Raw genomic sequence first — 15556 nt, forward strand, 5'->3', positions numbered from 1 at the left:
GGAGGGGTTCACTATGGGAACATATCGGATTGCTGTATTGCCAGGAGACGGAGTGGGAAAAGAAGTCACGTCAGGGGCTGTCGAAGTATTACAGGCAATCGCTTCTCGGTTTCATCATCAATTCATCTTTAAATACGGACTTATCGGTGGAGAAGCGATTGATCGGAAAGGCACGCCGCTTCCAGATGAAACGCTTCATATGTGCCGGCAAAGCGATGCCGTTCTTCTTGGGGCGGTTGGCGGTCCAAAGTGGGATAAAAACCCTCCACATTTGCGCCCGGAAAAAGGGTTGTTGGCCATTCGCAAAGAAATGAACTTATTTGCTAATTTGCGCCCGGTAAAGGTGTATCCAAGCTTAGCCGACTCATCCCCATTAAAAGCGCATATCATTCGCGAAGCGGATTTACTTATTGTAAGAGAGCTAACAGGTGGTTTATATTTTGGCAAGCCAAGCGGCCGGCGTGTAGAGAATGGAGAAGAGGCAGCCATTGATACCCTTCTTTATAAGCGAGAAGAGATTAAACGAATTTTAAAAACAGCGTTTGAATTAGCGAGAAAAAGAAGAAAAAAAGTCACATCTGTCGATAAAGCAAATGTGCTTGAATCAAGCAGAATGTGGCGTGAGATTGCCGAAGAGGTCGCTTGCGATTATCCTGATGTAGAGTTAGAGCACATGCTCGTGGACAATGCGGCGATGCAGTTGATTCGAAATCCAAAACAATTTGATGTATTAGTGACGGAAAATATGTTTGGTGATATTTTAAGCGATGAAGCTTCCATGCTAACCGGATCGTTAGGGATGCTCCCATCCGCGAGCTTGTCAACAACAGGCCCTAGCTTATATGAACCGATTCACGGATCAGCGCCTGATCTTGCTGGACAAAACAAAGCGAATCCGATTGCTGCTATTTTATCGGCGGCGATGATGCTTCGTTTATCATTTGGTCTCAACAAAGAAGCTGACGCTATCGAAAAGGCGGTTCAGCAAGTATTAACGTCAGGCTATCGAACAGTAGATGTAGCGAAAAAAGGACAGCATGTCGTTTCTACCAAAGACATGGTGGATGAAATTCGAGCGACCATTTTAGATGATGAAGCCATTTTTAATATTATGGCGGTATATGCCTAATGAACGGCGCTAAAGATGAATGGGTCCGATAGAATCGAAAGAGAATAGGGGATCAACAAGAACGCCAACGGACATATCTTTTTGTCCGTCAGGCGTTCAGCATTTTCATAGATAGCGATAAACGGAGTTGGCTAAGAACAGTTTTATTCCTTAGAGAGGGGGATCGTATGAAACCAAAAACAATTATTGAAAAAGTATGGGAACATCATGTGGTTTATCGGGAAGCGGGGAAGCCGGATTTATTATATATTGATTTACATTTAGTACATGAGGTTACCTCACCCCAAGCATTTGAAGGATTGAGACAGAAAGGGAGAAAAGTACGCCGCCCTGATTTGACTTTTGCGACCATGGATCATAATGTTCCAACTGTTAACCGCTTGGTCATTGAAGATGAGATTGCGAGAAATCAAATTGCTGCCTTGGAAAAAAATTGCCGTGAATTTTCGATTCCACTGGCTGATTTGCATAGTTCTGAGCAAGGAATCGTTCATGTCATCGGTCCGGAGCTAGGGTTGACTCAGCCGGGAAAAACGATTGTATGCGGCGATAGCCATACGTCGACACACGGGGCATTTGGAGCGCTTGCATTTGGAATTGGAACAAGTGAAGTAGAGCATGTTCTCGCGACACAAACTCTATGGCAGCATCGGCCGAAAACGCTTGAAATACGCATTAACGGTCGCTTATCCGATGGGGTGACAGCCAAAGATGTGATTTTAGCGATTATTCATCAATATGGGGTCGACGTAGGAACAGGGTACATTATTGAATTCACAGGAGATGTCATTCGCCAGATGTCGATGGAAGAAAGAATGACCATTTGCAATATGTCCATCGAAGCAGGGGCAAGAGCGGGGTTAATTAGTCCAGATGAAACGACCTTTGAGTATTTGCGAGGACGAAAATATGCTCCAAAAGGAGAGGATTATGAAAAAGCTGTTGAGCAATGGCGAATGCTTGCGACGGATGAGGGAGCAACCTATGATCGCACGTTAGAAATAGACGCTGCTTCGATTGCCCCAATGGTAACATGGGGAACGACACCGGGCATGAGCGCACCGATCGATGGAAAGGTTCCGTACCCAGAGGATTTTGCAGATGAAACAGAGCAAAAAGCGGTTCAGCTTGCCCTGCAATATATGGGATTGGAGCCGGGAACGCCAATCAGTGAAATGAAAATCCAGCACGTATTTATTGGCTCCTGTACGAATTCACGAATGAGCGATTTGCGGGCAGCGGCGGAAATTGTCAAAGGAAAGAGAGTAGCACCAGGCGTCAGAGCGCTTGTGGTTCCCGGTTCCCAGGAAGTGAAGCGGAGAGCGGAAGAAGAGGGATTAGCGCAAATTTTTATCGAGGCTGGATTTGAATGGCGCGATTCTGGCTGCAGCATGTGCTTAGGGATGAATCCGGACATTGTTCCGGAAGGAGAGCATTGTGCTTCAACATCCAATCGAAATTTTGAAGGACGGCAAGGCAAAGGAGCAAGGACTCATTTAGTCAGCCCAAAAATGGCAGCAGCAGCGGCGATTCACGGCCGATTTATCGATATTAGAAAGCTGCAAGCTGAATCGATTGGGGAAAGGAGATGAAAGAAAAGCATGCAGCCATTTACTGTCCATAAAGGAAAGGTTGTCGGAATAGATCGCGCGAACATTGATACCGATCAAATTATTCCAAAACAATTTTTAAAACGAATTGAAAGAACAGGGTTTGGAAAATTTTTATTTTATGATTGGCGCTATCTCGATGGCCAGATTCTCAATCCTCATTTTGAATTAAACCGGCCTGAAAACGAAGGAGCCACCATTCTTGTGGCAAATGAAAACTTCGGCTGCGGCTCCTCCCGCGAGCATGCTCCATGGGCGTTACAGGATTATGGATTTCAAGCGGTGGTGGCTCCTTCGTTTGCCGATATTTTTTATAATAACTGCCTGAAAAATGGATTGCTGCCGATTCGTCTTGCCAAACATGACGTCGAATATCTTTTGCATGAAAGCAAGCGCGCCGATTATGAATTAACCATTTCCTTAGAGGAACAACGCATATATGACGAAAGCGGATTTGATCGTACGTTTGAAATTGATTCGTATCGAAAGCAGCTATTATTAAAGGGATGGGATGAAATTGATTTGACTTTTATGTATGAATCGTATATCGAAGAATATGAAAAAAAAAAACGCTGGTCATTTGAATGAGTAGAGAAGCCGACTCTGTTACAGAGTTGGCTTTTTTGTGGAATATTGGTATACTGATAACCAAATTAAAAAACGGTGAGTGAAGATGGGGAATATTATTCCATTTCCAAATTTAAGAAAAAGGCTGCTAGAGAAGGGTCTAGAAGCATTGAAAGAAGAAAAATATCAGGATGCGCTTTATTTTCTTACTGAGGCTCAAAAATTAGGAACGAAGGAGTCTGAAGTAGAGCTGAGCATCATTCTCTGCCTGTTTGAAATGGGAGAATGGGAGGAAGCCAAGCAAAGATGCCAGCATTTGCTTTGGAAGAAGCAAGAGGTGACGGATATAGAGCTTCTTCAGCTTTATTTATCCATTTTAATTCATTTAGAGCAATATGCAGAGGCTGATGAAATGCTTGAGACAGCTCTGCAAGATAAAAAGCTCCATCCACATGAACGAGAGCAGCTGCTTCAATTATTGCGCTTTAGCCGAAAAATGAGATCATCTTTTTCCGCCAGTTCTAATGAAGAGATTGAGCAGCTGCTTCAATCCAAGCGTATCGAAGATCAGCTCAAAGCGATCCAACGGCTAGAAAACGAACATATCGTTCCGTTGCTCCCGATGTTAAAGCAATATTTAGCAAATGAAGACAATCATCCGATGGCCAAAACGATGTTGCTGCGTTTGCTTACGGCCAAAAAGGTGAGCGAGGAACTAGTCATTCATAAATTCGGAAAAATCATGACGATCATTCCCGAACAGCTAAACGAGGCGATAGAAACACAATTTGCAACCGATATATTGCAAAAGCTAGAACGAACATTAGGAAGCGATAGTCCGAGCTTATATGAGACGGCTTCGCATGTTTGGATGCGCTATATTTACACGCTGTATCCTTTTGCCCCTTTGCCGGTTTCTGAGGAGACGTGGATTGCGGCTTTGCATTTGTCAGCCTGTCGGCTTCAAGGAATCGAAATGACAATAACCGAAATCGCAGAACGTTATCATGTTTGTGAACAAGAAGTGACACAACTATGTGAAAAACTTTATGAAATAGAAGAAATTTCTTTCATTTAATCTATCGTTTATATTGAAACCTTATGATTGTATGTTATAATATAATGGTTGTATTACGTATATCTTTACATCTGTTGCTTACATACATGCTTATTTGATGGTGCTGACTTAGATGATTTTGTGTTGGAGGGAAAAGTATGGTAGCAAAATGGGAAAAATTAGAGGGGAACGAAGGCGTTCTTACTATTGAAGTAGATGCAGAAAAAGTAAACGAAGGATTAGATGCTGCATTTAAAAAAGTAGTGAAAAATGTGAGCATTCCAGGATTCCGCAAAGGCAAAGTTCCGCGTTCTCTATTTGAGAAGCGTTTTGGTGTTGAAGCGTTATATCAAGATGCTCTTGATATTTTATTACCTGAGGCTTATGCGAACGCAGTAGAAGAAACAGGAATTGAGCCTGTTGACTATCCGCATATTGATGTTGAACAAATTGAAAAAGGAAAAAGCTTAATTTTTAAAGCAAAAGTAACAGTAAAGCCGGAAGTGAAGTTAGGAGAATATAAAGGGCTTCAAGTAGAAAAGCAAGATGATACAGTGACAGAGGAAGATGTTGAAAATGAATTAAAACGTCTTCAAGAAAACTATGCTGAGCTTGTGATAAAAGAAGAAGGAAAAGTAGAAGACGGCGATACAGTGGTCATTGATTTTGAAGGATTTGTAAATGGAGAGCCGTTTGAAGGTGGAAAGGCTGAAAACTATTCACTTGTCATCGGTTCTGGCACATTCATTCCTGGTTTTGAAGACCAGTTAATCGGATTGGAAGCAGGAGCGGAAAAAGAAATCGAAGTGACGTTCCCTGAAGAGTATCATGCCGAAGAACTGGCTGGAAAACCAGCAGTCTTCAAAATCAAGGTGCATGAAGTGAAAACAAAGCAATTGCCAGCGTTAGATGATGAATTTGCTAAAGATGTCGATGAGGAAGTAGAAACGCTAGAGCAATTGAAAGAGAAAACACGCAACAGATTAGAGGAAACAAAAAAGAACGAAGCAGAAGCAGCGCTTCGTGACGCAGTGGTCGAAAAGGCAGCAGAAAATGCAGAAATCGACATCCCTGAAGCGATGATTAAAACAGAAACAGATCGCATGTTACGCGAATTTGATCAACGCCTGCAAATGCAAGGATTAAATCTCAACCTTTACTATCAATTCTCTGGACAAGATGAAGCAGCGCTTCGCGAACAAATGAAAGAGGACGCAGAAAAGCGCGTACGCATTTCTTTAACGTTAGAAGCGATTGCGAAAGCTGAAAACATTGAAGCAACGGAAGAAGAAGTAAATGCAGAGCTTGAAAAAATGGCTGAAGCTTATAATTTGACGGTTGACAAAATTAAAGAGCTGCTAGGAAATCTTGAAGTTGTCAAGGAAGATGTGAAATTCCGCAAAGTGGTCGATTTGCTTGTGGAACATAGCACAGCTGCTCAATAAAAAAGCGAAGAAGCCTATTGCTCTCTGCGCATTCATAAGAACAAGGCGCGATGCAGTTCGTGCCTTGTTCTTTCATAAATGAATACGATATATCATAGTTGAGAATTTTCTAATTTTTCAAATATGTAATGATTTTTTATTAGCGTTTGTATAATGATTTATGATAAAATGACGAATACATAAGCTGATAATACAGAATAAATTGTGGAAAGTTAAACAAATGTAGTACATACCAGCGATGTGAATTCTAGAGCAAGGGGTGAAAGCATGTTTAAATTTAATGATGAGAAAGGGCAATTGAAATGTTCTTTCTGCGGAAAGACACAGGATCAAGTCCGCAAGCTAGTAGCAGGTCCTGGAGTATACATATGTGATGAGTGTATTGAGCTTTGCACTGAAATTGTCGAGGAAGAGCTTGGCAATGAAGAGGAATTTGAATTTAAAGATGTTCCGAAGCCAAAAGAAATTCAAGAGATTTTAGACGAGTACGTCATCGGCCAGGATCGAGCGAAAAAATCGCTGGCAGTTGCTGTTTATAATCATTATAAACGGATCAACTCCAACAGCAAGGTCGACGATGTTGAGCTATCAAAAAGCAATATTTTGATGATTGGTCCGACCGGAAGCGGGAAAACATTGCTTGCTCAGACGTTAGCGCGCATCTTAAATGTGCCGTTTGCTATTGCTGATGCCACCTCGTTAACAGAGGCCGGTTATGTCGGTGAAGATGTCGAAAACATTCTTCTAAAATTGATTCAAGCTGCTGACTATGATGTGGAAAAGGCGGAAAAAGGGATCATTTACATTGATGAAATTGACAAAATTGCCCGCAAATCGGAGAATCCATCCATTACGCGTGATGTATCCGGAGAAGGAGTGCAGCAAGCGCTTTTAAAAATTTTAGAAGGCACGATTGCCAGCGTTCCGCCACAAGGCGGCCGGAAGCATCCGCATCAAGAGTTTATTCAAATTGATACAACGAACATTTTATTCATTTGCGGCGGTGCGTTTGACGGAATTGAGCCGATTATTAAACGTCGTCTTGGCAAAAAAGTAATCGGATTTGGCGCAGAAACGCAGCAAAACGATGTAGATGAAAAGAATTTGCTATCAAAAGTATTGCCGGAGGACTTGCTGAAATTTGGATTAATTCCGGAGTTTGTGGGACGCTTGCCTGTTATTACAAGCCTAGAGCCGCTTGATGAGGCGGCGTTAATCGAAATCTTGACGAAGCCGAAAAATGCGATTGTCAAGCAATACCAAAAAATGCTTGAACTTGATAATGTGGAACTTGAATTTGAAAAAGAAGCACTTTCTGAGATTGCGAAAAAAGCGATCGAGCGAAAAACGGGTGCTCGTGGTCTTCGCTCCATCATTGAAGGAATCATGCTTGATGTGATGTTTGAGCTTCCTTCCCGCGAAGATGTGCAAAAATGTGTGATTACAGCAGAGACCGTGCGTGATGCGAAAGCGCCGAAATTAATCCGTCACGATGGTACGGTTGTGGAGCAGGAGCGCAAAACGTCTGCTTAACGGCATATGAAGCGGTTCTTGAGAGAAAACAGCTTCCAAGCTTGTAGCCAAAGTCAAAAGGACTTTGGCTACAAGCGCTTGAATACCATCCACCGAGAAGTCCCCCCTCTCTAAGCGAAGTGGAAGAGAGGAGAGGTTCATGCAACCGTTTATTTCGCGTTTTCTTGCCTCAGGCAGTCGAAAATGCTTGTGGCAGATGAATCGAGCCGAGCGAAAACGCAGATTGAACCAAGGTGTTCATCAGCGCGGATGAGCGAGGACGGTGACGCAGGATCGAAGCGTTTGTGAACAGTCTGAAGCTGTCTTGAGAGAAGGCAGCTTCTTTTTTGTTTATTCCTGCTTCCAAGAGGAGATACTATACGTACTACATACTTATTGGAGCAGGAGGATTTAAGCTAATGAACTGGACAAACATCGCTTTATTTGTGCAACTATTTTTTGGGGTCATTATCGGTCTCTACTTTTGGAATTTGCTCAAAAATCAACGTACCCAGAAGGTTTCGATTGATAAAGAATCGCGAAAAGAAATGGAGCAGCTTCGAAAGCTCCGTTCAATTTCTTTAACAGAACCGCTTGCCGAAAAGGTGAGACCAAAGCATTTCAGCGATATTGTCGGACAAGAGGATGGCATTAAGGCATTGAAAGCGGCATTGTGCGGGCCCAATCCCCAGCATGTCATCATTTACGGGCCTCCGGGAGTTGGAAAAACAGCGGCTGCTCGCCTTGTATTAGAAGAAGCGAAAAAAAATCCGGTTTCGCCGTTTAAAAAAAATGCGGTATTTGTGGAACTAGATGCGACCACCGCTCGATTTGATGAACGAGGCATTGCCGATCCGCTTATCGGCTCTGTCCACGATCCGATTTATCAAGGGGCGGGGGCGATGGGACAAGCTGGCATTCCACAGCCAAAGCAGGGAGCTGTTACACACGCGCATGGAGGAATTCTTTTTATTGATGAAATTGGTGAGCTGCATCCTATTCAGATGAATAAACTGCTTAAAGTGCTTGAGGATCGAAAAGTGTTTTTCGAAAGCGCCTATTATAGTGAAGAAAATCCACAAATCCCGACTCATATTCACGACATTTTCCAAAATGGTCTTCCTGCCGATTTTCGTCTTGTCGGGGCAACGACGAGGACGCCAAATGAAATTCCTCCGGCCATTCGTTCTCGTTGCCTTGAAGTATTTTTCCGTGAGCTTGATCAAGAGGAAGTGGCGCTCATTGCTCGGAAGGCGGCGGAGAAGATTCACTTGAATGTTTCAGAAAACGGCATCCGCCTTTTGGCAACGCATGCGCGAAATGGTCGCGAAGCGGTTAATTTAATGCAAATTGCCGCAGGGATTGCTATTTCTGAAAAACGCGATACGATTCTCGATAAAGATATCGAATGGGTCATTCATTCGAGCCAGCTTTCGCCAAGGTATGAAAAGAAAATTCACGAAACCTCAACGGTCGGCTTCGTCAATGGTCTAGCCGTGTACGGGCCGAATACCGGGGCGTTGTTGGAGATTGAAGTGACCGCCCTGCCGACAAAAGAAAAGGGAACACTCAATATTACAGGGATTGTGGAAGAAGAAAGCATCGGCAGCGGAGAAAAATCGATTCGTCGAAAAAGTATGGCACGCGGCTCGATTGAAAACGTGATTACGGCATTAAGGGCGATGGGGGTCCCAGCCGATCGCTATGATATCCACGTAAATTTCCCAGGCGGTATTCCGGTTGATGGTCCATCCGCAGGAATTGCAATGGCAGTAGGCATTTATTCCGCCATTTATCGTCTGCCGGTAGACCCGACGATCGCCATGACGGGAGAAATTAGCATTCATGGCCATGTTAAGCCCGTGGGGGGAATTTTTCCGAAAGTAAAGGCAGCCAAACAAGCGGGAGCGAAAAAAGTGATCATTCCATTTGAAAACATGCAATCCATGCTCAATGAAATCAACGGTATTGAAATCATCCCTGTCCGCCGTTTAGAAAACGTCCTCTCTGTTCTATTCGGACAGGAAAGAGATGGCTCGATTCCAGCTGCTGCCGATCAATCTGAGACGAAGTTCGTGTAGTGAAATGACGGCTTTGGCGCGCTGTATGTTCGCGGCGTCAAAGTCGGCTTTTCTTTGTTGAAAGAAATTCGCCGCGAAACTCTGATCGATCTTATCACGGTTCATGATTCGGCATTCGATCCATGAGCGAATGGTCTCCCAACAAAAATCGATGCTCATTCAAAAGCAACATTTGCTGCTTTCGGCGGTCGGACCGTCATATACGGAGGAATGTTGGCGCATCCAATGAGAGTTCTATCGTTACGTTGCTTAAATAAACAAGCGCAAGATTCACTCGTTTCTATATCGAGGAAGAATAGCGTTAGTCTATTATAGGGAAAGCGGAGCCTTGCCCATGTAGCTCTGGACTATGCACCGATCGGACGCTTAAACAATGAATCGTTTAGTCTGAAAGAGGCATGGCTCGAAGCTTGGTTACACGCTTGTGCGGTTTATCTGCGACGGTCGGAAGAATTTGTTTTCCTTTCTCCATAAAATCAAGTTGTTCCATCTTTGGGGTGCGCTTGTAGATAGGAGAAATAGGGAGCATGAATTTTATAGATGAATCCATGTACTTCTGATTTTACAAACATATGATGGTGCTATACAATAGACGAATAGAAAGTGAAGTGTGGAGGTGTTTGCCGTGGCGAAAAAGAAAGAGACCATCGTTCCCCTCCTCCCATTGCGGGGATTGCTCGTATTCCCGACGATGGTGTTGCATCTTGATGTCGGCCGAGAAAAGTCGGTTCAAGCGTTGGAAAAGGCAATGGTCGAGGATCATATCGTTTTGCTTACATCACAAAAAGATGTTTCGATTGATGAACCGAGTGTGGACGAGCTATATGAGATGGGAACGCTGGCGCGTGTGAAGCAGCTGTTAAAGCTTCCGAACGGAACGTTCAGAGTATTAGTGGAAGGGATTTGCCGGGCGAAAATCATAGCAACGGTTCATGAAGAGCCTTGCTTTATCGTCAAGGCCGAAAAATTTGTTGATCCCGAAGTGAAAGATTTAGAAGACGAAGCTCTTAAACGGACCATGCTTGAATATTTTGAGCAATACATAAATTTATCGAAAAAACTCTCTGCTGATATTTTTGCTTCTGTAGCTGACATTGATGAACCAGGGCGGATGGCTGATATTATTGCTTCACATTTGCCGCTGAAGCTTGAAGGAAAACAAGAAATCTTAGAAACAGTAGATATTAAGGAACGAGTTCATAAAATTATTCAAGTGCTTCACAACGAAAAAGAAGTGCTGCAGCTGGAGAAAAAAATTAGTATGCGTGTGAAGCAGTCGATGGAACGGACCCAAAAGGAATACTATTTGCGCGAGCAAATGAAGGCCATTCAAAAAGAGCTTGGCGAAAAGGAAGGAAAAACAGGAGAGGTTGAAACACTTAAAGACAAAATCGAAGCGGCTGGAATGCCGGATCATGTAAAGGAAACAGCCTTAAAAGAGCTGGACCGTTATGAGAAGGTCCCGTCTACTTCAGCGGAAAGCTCGGTAATCCGCAACTATCTTGATTGGCTCCTTGCCCTTCCGTGGAAAAAACAAACGGAGGATATTCATGACATTAAGCGAGCGGAAGCGATTCTGCATGAAGAGCATTACGGGTTGGACAAGGTGAAAGAACGGGTGCTCGAATATTTATCTGTACAGCAATTGACCCAATCACTAAAAGGTCCGATTCTTTGTTTAGCTGGTCCGCCGGGAGTCGGAAAAACATCGCTTGCTCGTTCTATCGCTAAATCGCTGAACCGTCATTTTGTTCGCATCTCGTTAGGAGGAGTGCGCGATGAATCAGAAATTCGCGGACATCGCCGCACATACGTGGGAGCGATGCCGGGACGAATTATTCAAGGAATGAAAAAAGCGGGCACCATTAATCCCGTTTTTCTGCTTGATGAAATTGATAAAATGTCGAGTGACTTCCGCGGCGATCCATCAGCAGCGCTTCTGGAGGTCCTTGATCCAGAGCAAAACCATACATTCAGCGACCACTATATTGAAGAGCCGTATGATTTATCAAAAGTCATGTTTATTGCAACAGCTAACAATCTCGCTACCATTCCGCAGCCGCTATTGGATCGTATGGAAATTATTACGATACCTGGTTATACAGAGGTTGAGAAGCTTCATATCGCGCGGCAGCATTTGCTTCCAAAGCAACTGAAGGAACATGGCTTGAAAAAAGCGAGCTTGCAAATGCGCGATGAAGCCATTTTACACATCATTCGCTATTATACGCGCGAAGCTGGCGTGCGCGAGCTAGAACGTCAGCTGGCCGCCATTTGCCGAAAAGCGGCCCGCTTCATTGTATCTGAAGAGAAGAAACGAGTAGTATTGACGGAAAAGAACCTTGAAGAATTTTTAGGAAAGCGGAAGTATCGTTACGGCCAGGCGGAGCTGCAAGATCAAATTGGAGTAGCAACAGGGCTTGCCTATACGCCATTTGGCGGGGATACGTTATCCATTGAAGTTTCCGTTACTCCTGGAAAAGGAAAATTAGTGCTGACAGGAAAATTGGGAGACGTCATGAAAGAATCGGCGCAGGCCGCCTTCAGCTATATCCGTTCTCGTGCTGAAGAGCTTGGAGTCAGTCCGGATTTTCATGAGAAAAATGATATTCATATTCATGTTCCCGAAGGGGCGGTCCCAAAAGACGGGCCTTCAGCGGGAATTACCATTGCCACGGCTTTGATTTCTGCTCTGACAGGACGGCCAGTCAGCCGTTTTGTCGGGATGACGGGCGAAATTACTTTGCGTGGCCGTGTGTTGCCGATCGGCGGATTAAAAGAGAAAACATTAAGCGCCCACCGCGCGGGATTGAAAACCATTATTTTGCCAAAAGAGAATGAAAAAGACTTAGAGGATATTCCAAATATCGTGAAAAAAGATTTGGAATTTATCCTTGTCTCTCACTTAGACGAAGTATTACAACATGCATTAGTAGGGGATAAGCTATGAAGGTAACAGCAGCTGAAATTACGATAAGCGCAGTCAAGCCGGAGCAATATCCGGCTGGCATGCTTCCAGAGTTTGCATTGGCAGGGCGTTCGAATGTTGGAAAATCGTCCTTTATCAATAAAATGATTAACCGTAAAAATTTGGCGCGTACTTCTTCGAAACCCGGAAAGACGCAGACGCTGAATTTCTATCTTATTAATGAAGCGTTTTATTTTGTCGATGTTCCAGGCTATGGATTTGCTAAAGTCTCAAAGCAGGAAAGGCAAGCTTGGGGAAAAATGATGGAAACGTACTTTACAACAAGAGAACAGCTCAAAGCCGTGATATTAGTGATCGATTTGCGTCATCCGCCAACGAAGGATGATGTGATGATGTACGAATTTTTAAAATATCATCAGCTCCCAACCATTGTGGTTGCGACGAAAGCCGATAAAGTGCCAAAAGGAAAATGGCCGAAGCACCAAAAAGTCGTTCGGGAAACATTAAAAATGGCGAAAGAGGATGAATTGATTCTTTTCTCAGCAGAAACCGGGCAAGGAAAAGAAGAAGCGTGGTCCGCTTTATTGCGCAGAATGTAATGAAGTCCAAACACAAGAAGGTAGACGAAATCCTTTTACTTCGTCTACCTTCTTTTTTAAGCATCATCCATTCTTACGGTTTTTTCGGCTCGGATAAGAGCGAAGACAGCTTCTTATGCCGGGTACCGCATGAATTATTTCTTTTTAACAAATAATATGTATAAACCAAAAAGAATCAGCAACAACGGCCAAAATCTCCAAATCGAAGAAATGCTTGTTTGAAAAAGGAGAAAGAAATCGCTAAACCGATCAGAAAACAGCATAAAACAAGCTAAAATAAAAAAAAGCAAGCTTTGGACAAATCCGGTTTTCGTTTTTCGAGCACTGAGAAAAAAAGCCAGTGAAGTAATCAAAAACAAGACGCCGATATGCTTCGGCCAGATTGGCAATAGCTGAGAAAGAAGAAAATGAAGACCAAAGCCTAATAGTACCGTACCGGGAAAGATGTGCTGGTATTCACGGGCATAGTATGCTTGTCCAAGCAAAGCCATTCCAAAAATAACAAGCAAAGCCGGCCAGCCTTGAAACACTTTTAAAAACGCAAGCTGCAACTGTCCTCCTAAAAAATAGATTCCTAAGCCAACCAGCACAATCCCGGAAAAAATTCCGTGTTTTTTCATCCGTCTCTCCTCATTTCTATATATGATGGCGCAACTTGATGATGTTCCTATTTGCAGCGATAGGGAGTTTGGCCGTTTTTCGACAGTCAGGTGATTGAGCTAAGCCGCTTCACAAGCTGAAAGCGGTATGGCTTTCACCTTCGTCACAAAGATGTATAATAAACAAGCGAGCATGTGTTTACAAGTCGCGTTCGTTCCAGCTTGAAGTTGTATAGCCTTAAAGGCTGGAACATATCGCTCATTCCAAAGCAGAGCCGCCATTTCCTTGACGGTAGGAGGTGAACAAGAGCCCAACAAATCCGCTCCTAGACCAATGAATTTATTCAGAAACGATACTGTTCGGTCGCCCGACCGGTGCAATGAGCTCCTTACTGGCGCTTATGCTGTTTTTCGGCGCGCGTACGCTTTGGGTTGCGAAGCCGCTATTTTATTTGCTAGCGGCACTTATACAATAAACGTAGCTTGATGAATGCCGCTTTTTTTGTTAAGGTACATATGGGAGAAACATGATCTCGGGTCAGTCAAACATCTGGTGTGATTCTGTATAAAAGTTTATCATAGACTTTCAAATTGTGTTCAAATTTTTTTTCGGTATCCTGTCCATAGACATGCTATAATATATGGAGATGTCATGTACTTTCGTTGAGGGGGTATAGGAAAAGTGCATATTCTTGTTGTTGGCATAAATTATAAAACGGCCCCTGTAGAAATTCGTGAAAAGCTTGCATTTAGCGAATCGGAATTGGTCGAAGCGATGAAGCTTTTGCAGCAGCAAAAGGGCATTTTAGAAAACGTCATCATTTCGACGTGCAATCGCACAGAAATTTATGCTGTTGTCGACCAAGTGCATACTGGGCGCTATTATATAAAAACGTTTTTAGCAAACTGGTTTCAGCTTGAAAAAGAAATATTGACGCCATATTTGACGATTTTGGAGCATGAAGCGGCGATCGAGCATCTATTTCGTGTCGCCTGCGGCTTAGATTCGATGATTTTAGGCGAGACGCAAATACTGGGACAAGTGCGTGCTAGCTTTTTGCTTGCTCAAGAGGAACACACGATTGGCACGATTTTTAAACAGCTATTTAAGCAAGCCATTACGCTCGCCAAACGTGCCCATTCTGAGACAGAAATCGGTTCAAATGCCGTGTCTGTAAGCTATGCGGCCGTAGAATTAGCGAAAAAGATTTTTGGAGATTTATCGACTAAGCGCGTTCTGATTATTGGAGCCGGAAAAATGGGGGAACTGGCTCTGCAAAATCTTTATGGAAGCGGCGTGCAGCAAGTGACGGTTATTAACCGCACATTTGAAAAGGCCAAGCATTTAGCTGAGAAATTTTCCGGGAATGCGAAGCCGCTTTCTGAGCTGCAGTGCGCCTTGATTGATGCGGACATTTTAATCAGCTCCACAGGCGCAAAAGGTTATGTCATTACGAAGGAAGTGATGACGCATGTAGAAAGAATGCGGAAAGGCCGTCCGCTTTTTATGGTGGATATCGCTGTGCCGCGCGACTTGGATCCGGCGCTTTCGGAGCTTGACAGCGTCTTCTTGTACGATATTGATGATTTAGAGGGAATTGTTCAAGCGAATTTGGCGGAACGCAAAAAAGCAGCAGAACAAATTGAAATGATGATTGAAGCTGAATTGGTGGAATTTCAGCATTGGCTCCATACATTGGGCGTTGTGCCGGTGATTGCCGCGCTTCGCGAAAAAGCATTGGCCATTCAAGAGGAAACGATGCAAAGCATCGAACGGAAGCTGCCGCATTTGTCGGAGCGTGACCGGAAAGTGTTAAATAAGCATACGAAAAGCATTATCAATCAATTGTTGCGCGACCCGATTTTGCGTGCCAAGGAATTAGCGGCTGAACCGAACGCAGAAGAGGCGCTTCAGCTGTTTGCGAAAATTTTTAATATTGAAGATGCCTTGCAAGTGCCCAAACCATCTCGCGATCCTCGCGTAGATGCTGAACGCTCGGTTGTACCATCTCTACAGCCATAAGAGAG

The 15556-nt window shown here is 43.7% G+C and carries 11 protein-coding genes; 10 read left to right on the forward strand and 1 reads right to left on the reverse strand.

The window, feature by feature from the left end; all coding sequences use genetic code 11:
* Positions 1 to 13 precede the first annotated feature (13 nt).
* The 9 genes from leuB to yihA all read left to right on the forward strand — a co-directional run bounded on the left by leuB (position 14) and on the right by yihA (position 12929).
* On the forward strand, positions 14 to 1129 hold the full coding sequence (gene leuB / locus GFC28_RS16950) for a 3-isopropylmalate dehydrogenase (RefSeq protein WP_044742953.1): 1116 nt from the start codon (positions 14 to 16) through the stop codon (positions 1127 to 1129).
* A 167-nt stretch (positions 1130 to 1296) separates the two neighbouring features.
* The gene (leuC, locus tag GFC28_RS16955) at positions 1297 to 2721 is read left to right on the forward strand and encodes a 3-isopropylmalate dehydratase large subunit (RefSeq protein ID WP_044742952.1); all 1425 of its coding nucleotides are present in this window, start codon (positions 1297 to 1299) and stop codon (positions 2719 to 2721) included.
* 9 nt (positions 2722 to 2730) lie between these two features.
* The gene (gene leuD / locus GFC28_RS16960; RefSeq protein ID WP_044742951.1) at positions 2731 to 3327 is read left to right on the forward strand and encodes a 3-isopropylmalate dehydratase small subunit; all 597 of its coding nucleotides are present in this window, start codon (positions 2731 to 2733) and stop codon (positions 3325 to 3327) included.
* A gap of 85 nt (positions 3328 to 3412) precedes the next feature.
* Positions 3413 to 4384: a tetratricopeptide repeat protein gene (locus GFC28_RS16965; RefSeq protein WP_044742950.1), complete on the forward strand. Its 972-nt coding sequence runs from the start codon at positions 3413 to 3415 to the stop codon at positions 4382 to 4384.
* Between the two features lie 137 nt (positions 4385 to 4521).
* Entirely contained in the window at positions 4522 to 5808 is a 1287-nt protein-coding gene (gene tig / locus GFC28_RS16970) for a trigger factor (protein WP_044742949.1), read from the forward strand.
* A 267-nt stretch (positions 5809 to 6075) separates the two neighbouring features.
* Complete coding sequence (gene clpX / locus GFC28_RS16975; RefSeq protein WP_044742948.1) at positions 6076 to 7341, forward strand: ATP-dependent protease ATP-binding subunit ClpX; 1266 nt, start codon at positions 6076 to 6078, stop codon at positions 7339 to 7341.
* A gap of 398 nt (positions 7342 to 7739) precedes the next feature.
* Positions 7740 to 9401 carry an ATP-dependent protease LonB gene (lonB, locus tag GFC28_RS16980; RefSeq protein WP_044742947.1) on the forward strand — a complete coding sequence of 554 codons (1662 nt, stop codon included), beginning with the start codon at positions 7740 to 7742 and terminating at the stop codon, positions 9399 to 9401.
* A gap of 625 nt (positions 9402 to 10026) precedes the next feature.
* Positions 10027 to 12351, forward strand: coding sequence for an endopeptidase La (gene lon, locus GFC28_RS16985; protein WP_044742946.1), 2325 nt, complete (start codon positions 10027 to 10029; stop codon positions 12349 to 12351).
* Positions 12348 to 12929 (forward strand): ribosome biogenesis GTP-binding protein YihA/YsxC, encoded by a 582-nt coding sequence (yihA, locus tag GFC28_RS16990; RefSeq protein WP_044742945.1) that lies wholly within the window; start codon positions 12348 to 12350, stop codon positions 12927 to 12929. Before lon ends, yihA begins: the two co-directional genes overlap by 4 nt.
* 134 nt (positions 12930 to 13063) lie before the next feature.
* Here the strand turns inward: yihA and GFC28_RS16995 are convergent, their stop codons facing one another.
* Entirely contained in the window at positions 13064 to 13549 is a 486-nt protein-coding gene (locus tag GFC28_RS16995; protein WP_044742944.1) for a LiaI-LiaF-like domain-containing protein, read from the reverse strand.
* A 661-nt stretch (positions 13550 to 14210) separates the two neighbouring features.
* On the opposite strand from GFC28_RS16995, the gene hemA reads away from it, so the two are divergent.
* Positions 14211 to 15551: a glutamyl-tRNA reductase gene (gene hemA, locus GFC28_RS17005; protein WP_044742942.1), complete on the forward strand. Its 1341-nt coding sequence runs from the start codon at positions 14211 to 14213 to the stop codon at positions 15549 to 15551.
* The last annotated feature ends 5 nt before the right edge of the window (positions 15552 to 15556 follow it).

Origin of the sequence: Anoxybacillus sp. B2M1, from assembly GCF_001634265.1 — a bacterium.
Classification (GTDB): Bacteria; Bacillota; Bacilli; order Bacillales; family Anoxybacillaceae; genus Anoxybacteroides; species Anoxybacteroides rupiense.

Coding starts and splice junctions, on each gene's coding strand:
- leuB (WP_044742953.1), top strand. CDS start 14: ATGGGAACATATCGGATTGCTGTATTGCCAGGAGACGGAGTGGGAAAA.
- leuC (WP_044742952.1), top strand. CDS start 1,297: ATGAAACCAAAAACAATTATTGAAAAAGTATGGGAACATCATGTGGTT.
- leuD (WP_044742951.1), top strand. CDS start 2,731: ATGCAGCCATTTACTGTCCATAAAGGAAAGGTTGTCGGAATAGATCGC.
- GFC28_RS16965 (WP_044742950.1), top strand. CDS start 3,413: ATGGGGAATATTATTCCATTTCCAAATTTAAGAAAAAGGCTGCTAGAG.
- tig (WP_044742949.1), top strand. CDS start 4,522: ATGGTAGCAAAATGGGAAAAATTAGAGGGGAACGAAGGCGTTCTTACT.
- clpX (WP_044742948.1), top strand. CDS start 6,076: ATGTTTAAATTTAATGATGAGAAAGGGCAATTGAAATGTTCTTTCTGC.
- lonB (WP_044742947.1), top strand. CDS start 7,740: ATGAACTGGACAAACATCGCTTTATTTGTGCAACTATTTTTTGGGGTC.
- yihA (WP_044742945.1), top strand. CDS start 12,348: ATGAAGGTAACAGCAGCTGAAATTACGATAAGCGCAGTCAAGCCGGAG.
- GFC28_RS16995 (WP_044742944.1), bottom strand. CDS start 13,549: ATGAAAAAACACGGAATTTTTTCCGGGATTGTGCTGGTTGGCTTAGGA.